Origin of the sequence: Capnocytophaga sp. oral taxon 323 (assembly GCF_001278825.1) — a bacterium.
GTDB classification, from domain to species: Bacteria; Bacteroidota; Bacteroidia; order Flavobacteriales; family Flavobacteriaceae; genus Capnocytophaga; species Capnocytophaga ochracea.
The window spans coordinates 1,545,916-1,558,657 of record NZ_CP012589.1; the positions used below are offsets into that span (position 1 = coordinate 1,545,916).

The following is a 12,742-nucleotide window of genomic DNA, read 5'->3' on the forward strand; positions in this document are numbered from 1 at the left end:
ATTCACATATGAAAACAGTAATTCTATTAGCAATACTATTTTTATATAGCAGTTGCGGTTATGAAGTACCAGGGAAAGACAAGCACCCTGAGATTCCTGAGTTTAACGGCTTTGACAAAAATCTTTTTATAGTAGATACACTACTTACTGAAGAAGATGTTATGAGCTCTGATAGGATTATCTACGACCCAACTGACGATTTTATATATTTAAACAAAGAATACGATTGGTTTTTACTTGATAAAAACTTTAAAATCAAACAAAAGATAAATGCTAAAGGTGTTTTTCAGGGAAATAAAACATTTTATGACAAGGTCATAGGCGAAAAATATAAGGATATTATCTATAAATACACTTATCCTTGGACAAAAGCTGAAAAAGTAAAGGAATTACAGTATTTAGGCCACGATAGTATTATTAAAAACTACTCTATTCCAAAAGATAAGAATGGAAAATATGATTTAGAAGCTATTAGAAAGATAGGCAGACAATATATTGACGAGCAATTAGGTGTAATACAAAAAATAATTCCTGTAGGTTTCTCGTCTATTGTGTGCATAGGAAGCAAAGGCGAATATTTTACGGAAGATTATAAATACAATACTTTTTATGAAATAGAATATACCCAAACACCAAGCTATAATTTAGTAGATAATAAAATCACCAATAATTTGTACTCATTTGATCAGGTAGTTTTGGGGAATCAGGGCGGAGGAAATCATTTTGCATTTTGGTTTTATCCTTACGGCTATAAATACTATACTTTTAAGATAGGCAATGACTCTATCCAATTTAAATGGAACACCAAAAGCTCACGGAAAATAATACAAATAAAAGACCTTTGGGGCGATAGGGTCTTGATTTATAAAGACAGTGATAGTGGCGGAGAATTATATAACATTCGAAAGAAATGAACATAGAAACCTTTAGAGATTTTTGCTTAACTTTGCCTTACACTACTGAGGATATGCCTTTCGGGGAGGACTTTTTGGTCTTCCGCATAGCAAATCGTATCTTTGCACTGATAAACCTAAACCGCGTGCCTATGAGTGTGAGCCTCAAGTGCAATCCTGAGCGTGCGATAGAACTCCGCGAGCAATACCCCGATAAGATTATAGCGGGCTACCACCTCAACAAAAAACATTGGAATACTGTACTTTTAGAAGGCTTACCCCCTGCCCTTATCAAGGAGATGATACAGCACTCTTACGACCAAGTACTTGCCAAAGTACCAAAGAAGGAAAGAGAAGCGTTAGGGGTGTAAACTCCGTAATCTTTCTTAGGATTGGGAATATCCGTGATAATTTAGTAAAACAACAAAAATTAATTAAAAATGAAAAAGAAAAAACTTTGGATACTTTTTATCATTACTACTTCAGTATATGCCTATTTGATGTTGGTAACCGTACCAGCTCTTAAAGCAATGGCTGGAGGAATGGATATTTTAGATGTGCCTCCGTTTTATGATGCTACTTACATTCAAGAGCTACTTAGGCGTTTAGGTGAAGAAGGTCGCCATTTCTATTTATACCGACAAATTCCTGTGGATATGATATATCCCGGTCTGTTTGCTATTACCTACTATCAACTGATACGTTTCTTTTTAGAAAAACTCAACCAAAGAAAGCTCCTTTTCTTATCATATTTCCCAATAATAGGAGGTATTTTTGATTATTCAGAAAATTTTAGTACCATTACAATGCTCACACACTATCCTGAAAACTTATGGATAGAGACCTTAGCGCCCTATTTTTCTCTTATGAAATGTATCTTTGTGGTACTTTCTTTGGTATTATTTTTTGTATTAGGAATTACAACATTCATAAAAACAAGAAAACAATAAAACAACTACAAAGTCACCAAGTTGGGGGCTTTTTAGAGATGCCGATGGGCATGCCTCTTATCAGCTCAAAGAAATCATCGATAACACTATCGCTGAATTTGAAAAAAACAAACTTAAAAACTTTTACGAATAGAATGACACGAAGTAAATTAACTTTTATTGTTTATGGCGATATGTTTGATATAGATGAGTTTTCTAAAATCATAAATATATCTCCTACCGAATTTGCTTACAAAGGTGATAAACTAAAATTTAGGATAAGTACAGATACTTTTTGGAAATATTCATTTAAAGATATTATATCTCTTTATGTAGAAGATAGTTTAAAGCCTCTTGAAAAAATTGTAACCCCAAGAATTGAGGAGATATCTTCATTTATGCAGAAAAACAATTTAAAATCTATAATGCGTTTCAAAGTTGAAACAAATAAAGAACCTGCTCCAGCAATAGTTTTTGAAAACAATATTATCAATTTGCTAAGCAAACTAAACAGTTCTATTGATTTAGATTTGTACATCTATGATTGATATAAGTCACCAATTACAGAAAATGAAAGAATGTATAAAACTGCTACAAACTTAAAACCTTATAAACATAGAACAATTAACAAAATGTTTAAAATTTAAAAATATAATTTTGCTCTTGTGAATTACAATATACTTGCCCCTCTATTAATAGCTGTTTTGGCTTGGGCGTTTATACTCATTTGGTTTTCCAAGAAAAACAAACAAGAAAGGATGAAAAGGCAACAACTTTTAGCCCAGATAAAAGAACAACTCCCTATTCCCACATTCAAAGAGTTGTTACAAGCTTTAGAAGCCTTGAACTATAACCCTGCTCAGTGTTATTTTAAAACAAATACTTTTGATCAAGGAAATGTAGTTGTGGGCAACACTTGCTTTCTGCAACGAGAAAACCAATGGGTGGTATGCCTTGCCGATACTCGTTGCTTCTGTGATGAACAGTCTTTTGATAGCGAACAAGAAGCCTGCGAAAACTTTGTATATAAATATTTTCTCCTTAGTAAAGAAGAAATTAATTGGTTAAAACAATGAACATATCAAGTTATAACACCAAGTTTGGCACTCTTACTTTCTCACAAAAAGTGGGAGACGACTATTTTTGGGAGGCTTCATATCAGTGGAAAAGTGATTTCTACAAAGAAACTTTACAGCTACCTTTTTCTGTGTTTAGCAAAAGTAAAACCATCGCACCTGATACTATTGCTTTTATTGAAAAAATCCTTGTCAGCGCAGATAAGTTGGTTGCCAAAGCTCTTTCTTATTTTCAAGAACAACTGCTGATATGCTCAGATGGCTTTCATCTTTCAGAAGAAGAAAAACGATTGTTAAGTGTTCCCTTGCAAGAAGTTCCTTTTGAAAGTCCGCAGTTCCTATTCTATGACAACAAAGAATGGATATTGCATTTTGCCGGAGGTGGTTTCAGCTTTTGCGAGCCTTATGGAGTTTCTTTTCATTTTAAAGAAGAAACCCCTATCTTAATAGAAAACTTAGAAGACGCTGAAGAAATCTAACTAATTAGCTAATTGACAAATTAATTATGTATTTATTTAAAAAAGAATGCAAGAACCTTTTCCTATCACCCAAACGGCTGTTTTACGTTTTGGTGTTTCCCTTGGTTATCTTTGGGTTCTTTGCGGCGGTATTCTACAAAGGAGTACCACGCGACCTCCCTATGGCGTATATCAATTACGACCAAAGTCAGCTGTCCGAAAACCTTTTGCGTATGCTCGATGCTACTCCAAACATCGACCTGAAAATCAAACTCACCGATGAAAAAGAAGCCCAACAACTTATCCAGCAACAGCAGATAATGGGCTTTATCGTTATCCCTGCCGATTTTCAGCAAAAACTCTTCAAAGGTGAAAACCAATTGGTGATTTGCTATACCAATAGTCAGTTTATGCTGGGGGCAAGTCTTATCCAAAAGGATTTCCAAACTACCGTAGGGATGTTCTCAGCAGGCTTGGTGATGAAGAAGAAAATGCAAAAAGGGCAACAAACCGAGAAGGTACGCGCCGAAGCTCAACCCATAAAGGTAGACGACCACGGTCTATACAATCCTTATTCTAACTATGCCTATTATCTGCTCACAGCTCTCTTGCCAATGATGCTCCAAATGATTGTAATGATGGTAACTGTGTATGTATTGGGGGTTGAGTTTCGTTACCATCGAGGGAAACAGTGGCTCAAACAAGCAGGTGGTAGTCCGCTGAAAGCCCTTGTGGGGAAACTCTTGCCTTATACCTTAGTGCTCCTTTTTGTAGCGTGGTGGATGAATTACCTCCTCTTTGAGCTTATCGGAGCTCCTTTGCATATCCCAATGCTGAATGTGGTGCTTATTACTTTTGCCTTAGTAGTAATCTATCAGATTATAGGTATTGCACTCGTTTCTATATTGCCTAATTTTAGGTCGGCACTTACCATAGGCAGTGGTTTTACAGCGATTGCCTTCTCATTTGCCGCTTATACTTTTCCGATGGAAGGATTGCCAAAGAGTATGCAGTATTTAGCGCAAATCTTCCCCTATGCTCATTTTATGAAATACTACGTAAATCGTGCGATCAAAGGGATACCTGTAGAGATGACGTGGCAACCCCTTTTAGCCTTATTGCTCTTCGGCTTATTGCTGATAGTTGCCTACCCTATGTTTGTAAAGAAAATAAAATCAGGAGGATATGAAACAATTTAGAAGTTATATATATCAAAGTTCAGCCGACTTCACTCGTGCGATGCTTTGGGAAGCCAAATATATATTCCGCGACAAAGCGGTATTCTTTTCGTTTGTAATTGTAGCGATTGCCGTGTCGTTCATCTATACTTATCTCTATTCCGAAGAGACTTTGCAAGAGCTTCCTATTGGAGTAGTAGATGAGGATAATACTGCCCAAAGCCGTCAGTTGTTGCGTATGATTGATGCCACGAGTCAGACCACTATTTACAGCAGTTACCTCAACCTCACCGAAGCTGAAAAAGCCTTTCAGCAGGAGAAAATACGCGGGATAGTAGCTATTCCCAACGGTTTTTCACGTGACCTACAACGCGGGGAACAACCCACTATATCGGTCTATGCCGATGCTTCCTATATGCTTTATTACAAGCAAATACTTACCGCCACCAAAGTGTCGGCTACTTACCTGAATGCAGGGGTTGAGGTGAAACGCACTTCGGCACAAGGCAAACTCCCTACCCAAGCACGCGATGAGGCAATGCCTGTGAGTGCCCAAGTAGTGAGCTTATACAATCCCTCTTTAGGTTATGCTACTTTCCTTATTCCCATAGTGCTTGTAATTATCTTTCAAACTACCATACTCACTGCCGTAGGTATGTTAGGAGGAACGATGCGAGAAGGCAACAAACTTAAAAAAATATATCCTAACTCCGATAGTTTCTGGGGAGCTTTGCCTATTGTAATGGGGAAAGCTACTACTTATTTAGCCTTTTCAATGGTGATATTACTCATTATTTTAGGAATTATAATGCCATTGTTTGGCATTCCTGTACGTAGCACGATACTAAGCACTATGGTTTTTATGATACCTTTTATCCTGTCGATTGTATTTATGGGACTTTGCTTGCTGAACTTTTTACATCGACGTGAAGACGCCATTATGCTCATTATGTATACCTCTTTGCCTGCGGTGATGCTTACTGGCTTTTCGTGGCCTACCGTAGCGATGCCTGAATGGCTGAGTGCTTTTTCGTATATTGTACCTACTACTTTAGGGAGCAAGGGTTTTATATCTATTACCCAGATGGGAGCTCATATCACTACCATTATGCCATATTGGCTGGGAATGTGGGCACTGTGTTTGGTATATTTAGTATTAGCCACCCTTACCCTAAGGAGAGTGTTAAACAAGTAATAAAAAAGAACGACTTAATTAAGTCGTTCTTTTTTTATTACTTCCTGTTTGTCTTTCGTATGTTTGTAGTCTATCCTCCCATCACACAAGCGACAATAAAAGAGGAGATAGCTGTACGTGTGAAATCTTGGTATTATTTTCTTATTCACACACCTAGCTACGCTTGCAGTCAGGCTTTTCCTTTTACCTTTAAAAACACTTTATTCATCACCTCTCCGGTTTGCAGGTTTAAAAACTCTTGATTGGTGGTGGGGCTATCTAAGCCACCGAGTTTAGGTAACCACTTGCCGGTTTTGATGTAGTCTAAACACCCTAACAGCTCAGGGTATTTGCGCTGTACTTGCTTGAGGTTGAGCCCTGTATAGAGTGCCGTTTTCAGCCGTTTGCACTTCACTTGGAAGATAAGCGAGAGCAGGGTCTCTACTTGCCACTCGCCTCCCATAAATAGCACACAGCTTATCATATCTTCATACTTGCTAAGCAGTTGTTCCAAACCTTCATTAGTAAGCGCACAGCCTTTGCTACCGTCCCAAATATATTCGGAATGGCAACCCTCACACGCCAACGGACACCCTGTGATGGTAAAACACAGGGATATCTCGTTGGGTACTTCTTGGAGGACTATATCGTAACTGCTATACCGTAGCGTTCCCATAGTAACGTATTTTAGCTTCTTTTTGTCGGTCTTTAGAGAAATTAGTAATGCGTTTGAGATAGCCTATCACCCGTGTCGCGTGGTCGATATTTTCAGAACCACAATGGGTGCAGTGGTCGTGCGTGTGTTTATCGATATAGCCACAATCGTTGCACACGGTTACGCATATATTAAAGCAGAAGTAGTTACAACCCGTTTTAGCGGCTACATTTAGCAACTTATAAAAACCTTCGGCAGTGGTGTATTCTTCGAGATTGCAGTGGTAAGCCGAACCGCCGTCTAAGTACTGTATATAGTCGTTGCCGTGCAAATAGAACTTATCGATAAGGTTTTGAGAACTGTCTTCCACAATGTAGAAATACGAATTGTAGCAATCACGTGGCACTTGTAAGCCATCGGCTTTGTCCCAAGCAGCATTCTTCACGCCTAAATTCTCGGCAGGTACAAACTCGGTATTGAACATAAAGCCGTATTTGGCTTTAGCTTCCTTATTTTTGTCGTAAATTAGTTTGAGGTTTTTGTTGATGAATGCCTTATAGTCGGGGTTGTCGGAAATGCGAATCCCTAAATACTCGGCAGCTTCCACCATTCCGTTGATACCAACGGTGAGGAATTGTTTATCAAGTGAGATGAAGCCCGCATCGTACACTGGTAACATACCCGCATCTTTGTAATCCTGAACAATAGCGCGGTAAGCTACTTGGTATTTATGGATATTATCTAAGGTGCGTTCCAACGACAAGTGTTTTTGGTAAAGGCGATTCATATTAATAGTTATCACATTAATACTACCGGTAGAAACACCTCCTGCCCCGAGTGAATAACTAAAGGTATTATCGGAAATTTCATTGCGTAAACGACAGCAACTTGCTAATGAATCGGCATTGTCCGATTGATAGATAAAGAATGCATTGCCCTCACTGAGTTCTTTGGCACAGAAGCGCGCAAAATGCTCGTCGTACACGTGTTTGTCCTTAGTGAGCATTGCTGCGGTTACTACAGGGAAGGTGAGTATCGCTTTGGTGCGCTCGATATTAAACCAATGCATAAAGAACTGTTGGAGCTTGTCTAAAGACTCATAAGAAGGTTTGCTACCATCGGGGTAAACGAATGTACCGAACATCGAGTCGAAATAAGGGCGGTCATACAGCGATATGTTCCAAAATACTGACTGATAGCCACGTGCTGCTGCTGGCTGATTGATAGCGTATACTACGTGTTGCAGTTCGTTTTCTATCACTTCACGGTGGGTATTGAGATAATCGTCGCCATAGTCTTTGCGTGCAAAATGGTCGAAGTACATTAGGAACTCTACCGTTGCTACCGCTCCTGCAAACTGAGAGGAAACGGAAAAGAGGAAGTTCACGAACGACCCGCAATAGCTTGCTAAGTGTTGCGGAGCTTTGCTTTCTCCACCGAGTTTTACGAGCCCGTCCAAGAGCAAAGGATACATCGAAACGCTCACACAATAAGGTTTGAGGCTCGTTTCGTCGTGCACGTAGATTTCGTGTTCCTCAATCTGACGGATATACTCATCGGCTAATTCTTTGCCAAAGAGCTGTTCGATTTTGTGAGACACGAGCGAACGGTTCACTTGGATATTGATATCTTTATTGAGTTCTGCCTCCATCGTAGCGATGTTTTTATGTGCCACATTGGCATTGGCATCGAAGAGAGACCCAGTAGCGGCATTGTGAGATTGTAGGTAATTTTCGATGAAATTACGCTTTGTTTGAAGCTGTTCAGCTGTAAGCTTAGTGAATTTAGACATAATTTTTTATTTTATTATTATTTCAGATACAAATTTTAATTTCTCGAGCATTAAGCTTCCAAGTTGTAATGATAATGGTCACTAATTCTCTATTTTATTAACAATTTTCAAGTATGTGATGTATAAGGAATGTTTATATAATACAAACATAGCCTAATAACTTTATTTTTAACCCTCCTCTTTTAGTTAGAGAGAAAGAAAGTGCTGAGTGATTTATATAAATCACTCATTTATAACGCATTGAATAATGTTGCTTTTATAAGTTCCCTAAAAAGGGGAAGTGTTTTTTCCTTAGTTGCTGGGGCAAAGATACGGAATAAAGCGATAAGTTTTCAACAAAAACAAAATAGTTATCAACACAGTTATTAACAATTTTAGTGAACATTTTGATAGTTATAAAGTTAGGACAAATACATTTTTATAAGTTATAAATGCTCTAAAAATTTCTGCCGTTGAACCTCACTTTTTTATCTTTCTGATTCTAAAAATTAAAGTTCTTAGTACCTAAACACTTTTTGAAATATACTTTTAATTAGAAAAGGCCTTAGGCCATAGGCATCAGGGGGAGAAGCGACCGGCGATTAACTTTGCCAAAGGTGCGAGCCAAAGCCAGCGAGAGCTCACAGCTGGGTATATGGGGGCGGGGAAATTAGTAAATTAGCAAATGAGAGAATTAGCAAATGGGGAGGATTGAGGAGTTCGGAAGAAAACGGAGATTTTCAGAAGGAGAAATTGAGGTAAAAGATAAAAGGTAAAAGGTAAAATGGGTGGGGTTAGCTTATAGAGAGCTTATAGGAAGCTTATACGAATCTTGGACGATTGGTATAGAAAGGGTGTATAAAAAGTTGATTCATAATATGATACAACGAGTGTAAAAATGGCAAAAAGAGGGTTTCGAGGCGAAAGGAAGAGGAAGAGGTGATAGGCCTTAGGGCATAGGCAATAGGGGGGAGTATGACGGAAAAGGGAAGGAATGACGAATGACGAGGGACGAATTGAGTTGGACGTAAAGGAAGTGTAGCTTACGCTACAGAAATCTTACAAATCTTAAAAAAATCAAACAAATAGGCAACAAGTTGCCTAAATGTCTGGCACAGATTAAACGGATAGTCTTTCAATTGATAATTGACAATTGACAAATGTGATGGGTACAAATAGGCAACTGCGTTGCTGGATTTCACAGATTACAATGTAAACACAAGTGTAAATCAGTATTGATATATATACAACTGACGCTAATTAACAAAATATTTCTCTTAGAAAAATATTTGAGATATTCGAAAAATGTGTACCTTTGCAGTCTCTTATTACTCATATACTACCCTGCTTACCTAAAAAATGAAACTTTTCTATTCTAAAATACTCCTCTTTGGCGAGTATGGCATTATCAAGAACTCCAAAGGCTTGGCAATCCCCTATAACTTTTATAAGGGGACACTGAAGAAGTGCGAGTCGCACGGACAGTGTGAGTCACACCTGCAAAAAGAAGAAGATGCTCGCAAATCGAATAAGGCTTTGCGGGAGTTCGCTACTTACTTACAAAACCTTATGGAGGAAGAAAACCCGATTGTGCGCTTCAATCTTGAAAAGCTCAATGCTGATATAGCAGAGGGTATGTACTTCGATAGCAGTATCCCACAAGGCTATGGCGTGGGCAGTAGTGGCGCCTTGGTAGCTGCTATTTACAGCGAATATGCTATTGAGCCTATCAGTGCAATGGAAAACCTTACCCGCGAAAAGCTATTGCAACTCAAAGCGATTTTTGGTAAGATGGAATCGTTCTTCCACGGCACTTCTTCGGGCTTAGACCCACTGAACAGCTACCTGAGTTTACCGATACTTATCAATTCACAGGACCATATAGAACCTACGGGCATTCCCTCGCAAACGCCTAACGGAAAAGGCGCAGTGTTTTTGCTCGACAGTGGTGTGATAGGCGAAACGGCTCCTATGGTACGTATCTTTATGGAGAATATGAAGAACGAGGCTTTCCAGAAGATGCTTAAAGATGAGTTTATCAAATATACCGATGCTTGTATAGATGACTTTTTGAAGGGGCGCTTCAAATCGCTGTTTGGGAATATCAAGAGTCTATCGGGCATTGTGCTGAACCACTTCAAACCGATGATTCCGAAAGAGTTTCACACGCTATGGAAGCAGGGAATCGACTCGGGCGATTATTTCTTAAAACTATGTGGTTCGGGGGGTGGAGGCTATATTTTGGGCTTTACTGAGGACTTAGAGAAAGCCAAGCGAGCTCTTAGCAACCATAAATTAGAAGTAGTATATCAATTTTAAAACCTATATAAAGGCGTGCCTATGCAACGCCTTTTCTTATTTGTAAATGAGTGACACTATCAAACACGAGTGCGGGATTGCTCTTATCCGCTTGCTCAAACCTTTGGAATATTACAAAGAAAAATACGGTTCTGCCTTCTATGGCGTCAATAAAATGTACTTGATGCTGGAAAAGCAACACAACCGTGGGCAAGATGGTGCAGGAGTGGCGAGCATTAAGCTGAATATGCAACCCGGAGAACGCTATATCAGTAGGATTCGTTCCAACGAGGCGCAACCGGTGCAGGATATCTTTACGCGTATCAACCAGCGTATCAACGAGGGGTTTAAGGCGAATCCTGCACTGAAAGACAATGTGGCTTTGCAGAAAAGAGAACTCCCCTACATAGGCGAAGTGATAATGGGGCACGTGCGCTACGGTACCTTTGGCAAGAACAGCATCGAGAATGTGCACCCTTTCTTGCGCGAAAACAACTGGATATACCGCAACCTCATTATGGCAGGTAACTTTAATATGACCAATGTAAACGAGCTTTTCGAAAACCTCGTACACCTTGGACAACACCCCAAAGACAAAACCGACACTGTGATTGTAATGGAAGGTATCGGTCATTTCTTAGACGATGAGGTAGAAAAACTCTATCTTCAACTGAAAGAAGAGGGCTATACCAAACAGGAAGCGTCGCCTTTTATTGCCGAACGGCTGAATATAGAACGCATCTTGAAGCGTGCAGCTAAGTATTGGGACGGTGGTTATGCAATGGAAGGAATGATAGGTAACGGCGATGCTTTTGTACTCCGCGACCCTGCGGGTATTCGTCCGGCGTTTTACTATCGAGATGAAGAAGTGGTAGTGGTAGCGTCGGAACGTCCGGCTATACAAACGGTCTTCAATGTAAAATACGAGAATGTACACGAGTTGCCGCCTGGAAATGCGATTATCATCAAGAAGAGTGGAGAGGTGGCAGTAAAAGAGATACTTACCCCAAGGGTACGCAAAGCCTGTTCGTTTGAGCGCATTTACTTCTCTCGTGGTAGCGACCAAGATATTTACCGCGAACGCAAGATGTTGGGCAAGTTGCTCTTTCCTCGCATTGCCCAAGCGATAGACCACAACTTGAAAGATACAGTTTTTGCTTATATTCCTAACACGGCTGAAACATCGTATTTGGGACTTATAGAAGCAGCCGAACAATACCTCAACGAGCAGAAAGCAAAACAATTAGCAACTGCGACTCAAAGTGAAATTCTTAGGATTCTCTCTGAAAAAGTACGCACTGAAAAGGTAGCGATTAAAGATGTGAAGTTGCGCACCTTTATCACCGAAGACAGTAGCAGAGACGACCTTGTGGCGCACGTGTACGACATTACCTACGGTTCGGTACAAAAAGGCGACACTTTGGTAATTATAGACGATAGTATTGTGCGGGGTACGACCCTAAAAAAAAGTATTTTGAGCATATTAGGCAGGTTAGAGCCCAAAAAGATAGTGATAGTCTCTTCGGCACCTCAAATACGCTATCCCGATTGTTATGGGATAGATATGGCGCGTTTAGAAGACCTTGTAGCGTTCCAAGCTGCTTTGGCTTTACACCACGAAAGAGGGACTTACCACATTGTGGAAGAAGTATACCGCAAGTGCCTCACCCAAGTAGCGCTAAGTGATGACAAGGTAGTGAATTACGTAAAAGAAGTGTATGCTCCTTTCAGCGATGAAGAAATTTCGGACAAGATAAGAGATTTGCTTTTGCCAAAGAACTTCGCCTCAGAAGTAGCAGTAATCTTCCAAACGGTAGACAACTTGCATAAGGCTTGCCCTGAGAATTTGGGCGATTGGTATTTCACGGGTGATTACCCTACCAATGGTGGCAATAGGGTAGTGAATAGGGCGTTTATTAACTTTTATGAAGGGAATAAAGAGAGGGCGTACTGAGGTTTAGGTAAAAGATAAAAGGTAAAAGATATGAGGGTAATGAGGAAATGAGAAAATGAGAAAATGAGAGAATGAGAGAATGAGGAAATGAGAGAATAAGGAAATTAGAAAATGAGGAAATGAGGAAATGAGAGAATTAGAGAATGAGAGAAAAATCGATTGAGAAATTAAATAAATTAGGTGTGAGTAAAAAGTAGTGGCGGGTATTAGGGTGAAAGACGAGGGTTGCTCGAAGGTGGAGCGGAGGTAAGATAAAGGTAGGGCGAACGATCAGTGGCTCTACAGTGGGTCTACAGTGGGTCTACAGTGGGTCTACAATGAATGATGAACGAAGGAAAGGTGAAGGTAAGTTAAAA

At 39.6% G+C, this 12,742-nt stretch carries 12 protein-coding genes; 10 read left to right on the plus strand and 2 right to left on the minus strand.

Going from position 1 to position 12,742, the window contains the following annotated elements:
- The first annotated feature begins 8 nt into the window (after positions 1–8).
- From AM608_RS06635 to AM608_RS06670, 8 genes are all read left to right on the plus strand, one after another.
- On the plus strand, positions 9–914 hold the full coding sequence (locus AM608_RS06635) for a hypothetical protein (protein ID WP_053581173.1): 906 nt from the start codon (positions 9–11) through the stop codon (positions 912–914).
- Positions 911–1,264: an MmcQ/YjbR family DNA-binding protein gene (locus AM608_RS06640; protein ID WP_053581174.1), complete on the plus strand. Its 354-nt coding sequence runs from the start codon at positions 911–913 to the stop codon at positions 1,262–1,264. Before AM608_RS06635 ends, AM608_RS06640 begins: the two co-directional genes overlap by 4 nt.
- Before the next feature lie 69 nt (positions 1,265–1,333).
- Entirely contained in the window at positions 1,334–1,843 is a 510-nt protein-coding gene (locus AM608_RS06645; protein WP_157466281.1) for a hypothetical protein, read from the plus strand.
- Between the two features lie 98 nt (positions 1,844–1,941).
- Positions 1,942–2,370, plus strand: coding sequence for a DUF4279 domain-containing protein (locus AM608_RS06650; protein WP_253273450.1), 429 nt, complete (start codon positions 1,942–1,944; stop codon positions 2,368–2,370).
- 117 nt (positions 2,371–2,487) lie between these two features.
- Complete coding sequence (locus AM608_RS06655; protein ID WP_053581176.1) at positions 2,488–2,898, plus strand: hypothetical protein; 411 nt, start codon at positions 2,488–2,490, stop codon at positions 2,896–2,898.
- Complete coding sequence (locus AM608_RS06660; RefSeq protein WP_053581177.1) at positions 2,895–3,377, plus strand: hypothetical protein; 483 nt, start codon at positions 2,895–2,897, stop codon at positions 3,375–3,377. The genes AM608_RS06655 and AM608_RS06660 overlap by 4 nt, the downstream gene beginning before the upstream one ends.
- Before the next feature lie 26 nt (positions 3,378–3,403).
- Positions 3,404–4,555 carry an ABC transporter permease gene (locus AM608_RS06665; protein ID WP_053581178.1) on the plus strand — a complete coding sequence of 384 codons (1,152 nt, stop codon included), beginning with the start codon at positions 3,404–3,406 and terminating at the stop codon, positions 4,553–4,555.
- Complete coding sequence (locus AM608_RS06670) at positions 4,542–5,729, plus strand: ABC transporter permease (protein WP_053581179.1); 1,188 nt, start codon at positions 4,542–4,544, stop codon at positions 5,727–5,729. The genes AM608_RS06665 and AM608_RS06670 overlap by 14 nt, the downstream gene beginning before the upstream one ends.
- 169 nt (positions 5,730–5,898) lie before the next feature.
- Here AM608_RS06670 and nrdG read toward each other — a convergent pair whose 3' ends face one another.
- Positions 5,899–6,384: an anaerobic ribonucleoside-triphosphate reductase activating protein gene (gene nrdG, locus AM608_RS06675; protein ID WP_002674056.1), complete on the minus strand. Its 486-nt coding sequence runs from the start codon at positions 6,382–6,384 to the stop codon at positions 5,899–5,901.
- Positions 6,365–8,155: an anaerobic ribonucleoside-triphosphate reductase gene (nrdD, locus tag AM608_RS06680; RefSeq protein WP_009750577.1), complete on the minus strand. Its 1,791-nt coding sequence runs from the start codon at positions 8,153–8,155 to the stop codon at positions 6,365–6,367. The genes nrdG and nrdD overlap by 20 nt, the downstream gene beginning before the upstream one ends.
- 1,338 nt (positions 8,156–9,493) lie before the next feature.
- Between nrdD and AM608_RS06685 the strand changes: the two genes are divergently transcribed.
- Together AM608_RS06685 and AM608_RS06690 are read left to right on the plus strand one after the other, a co-directional pair.
- Positions 9,494–10,453: a mevalonate kinase gene (locus AM608_RS06685; protein WP_053581180.1), complete on the plus strand. Its 960-nt coding sequence runs from the start codon at positions 9,494–9,496 to the stop codon at positions 10,451–10,453.
- Between the two features lie 46 nt (positions 10,454–10,499).
- A complete protein-coding gene (locus AM608_RS06690; protein ID WP_053581181.1) occupies positions 10,500–12,386 on the plus strand; it encodes a hypothetical protein in 1,887 nt (628 codons plus the stop codon).
- Positions 12,387–12,742: the final 356 nt, after the last annotated feature.

What these genes read in the sequence shown, in the direction of transcription:
- AM608_RS06635 (WP_053581173.1), top strand. Translation starts at nt 9, where the DNA reads ATGAAAACAGTAATTCTATTAGCAATACTATTTTTATATAGCAGTTGC.
- AM608_RS06640 (WP_053581174.1), top strand. Translation starts at nt 911, where the DNA reads ATGAACATAGAAACCTTTAGAGATTTTTGCTTAACTTTGCCTTACACT.
- AM608_RS06645 (WP_157466281.1), top strand. Translation starts at nt 1,334, where the DNA reads ATGAAAAAGAAAAAACTTTGGATACTTTTTATCATTACTACTTCAGTA.
- AM608_RS06660 (WP_053581177.1), top strand. Translation starts at nt 2,895, where the DNA reads ATGAACATATCAAGTTATAACACCAAGTTTGGCACTCTTACTTTCTCA.
- AM608_RS06665 (WP_053581178.1), top strand. Translation starts at nt 3,404, where the DNA reads ATGTATTTATTTAAAAAAGAATGCAAGAACCTTTTCCTATCACCCAAA.
- AM608_RS06670 (WP_053581179.1), top strand. Translation starts at nt 4,542, where the DNA reads ATGAAACAATTTAGAAGTTATATATATCAAAGTTCAGCCGACTTCACT.
- nrdG (WP_002674056.1), bottom strand. Translation starts at nt 6,384, where the DNA reads ATGGGAACGCTACGGTATAGCAGTTACGATATAGTCCTCCAAGAAGTA.
- nrdD (WP_009750577.1), bottom strand. Translation starts at nt 8,155, where the DNA reads ATGTCTAAATTCACTAAGCTTACAGCTGAACAGCTTCAAACAAAGCGT.
- AM608_RS06685 (WP_053581180.1), top strand. Translation starts at nt 9,494, where the DNA reads ATGAAACTTTTCTATTCTAAAATACTCCTCTTTGGCGAGTATGGCATT.
- AM608_RS06690 (WP_053581181.1), top strand. Translation starts at nt 10,500, where the DNA reads ATGAGTGACACTATCAAACACGAGTGCGGGATTGCTCTTATCCGCTTG.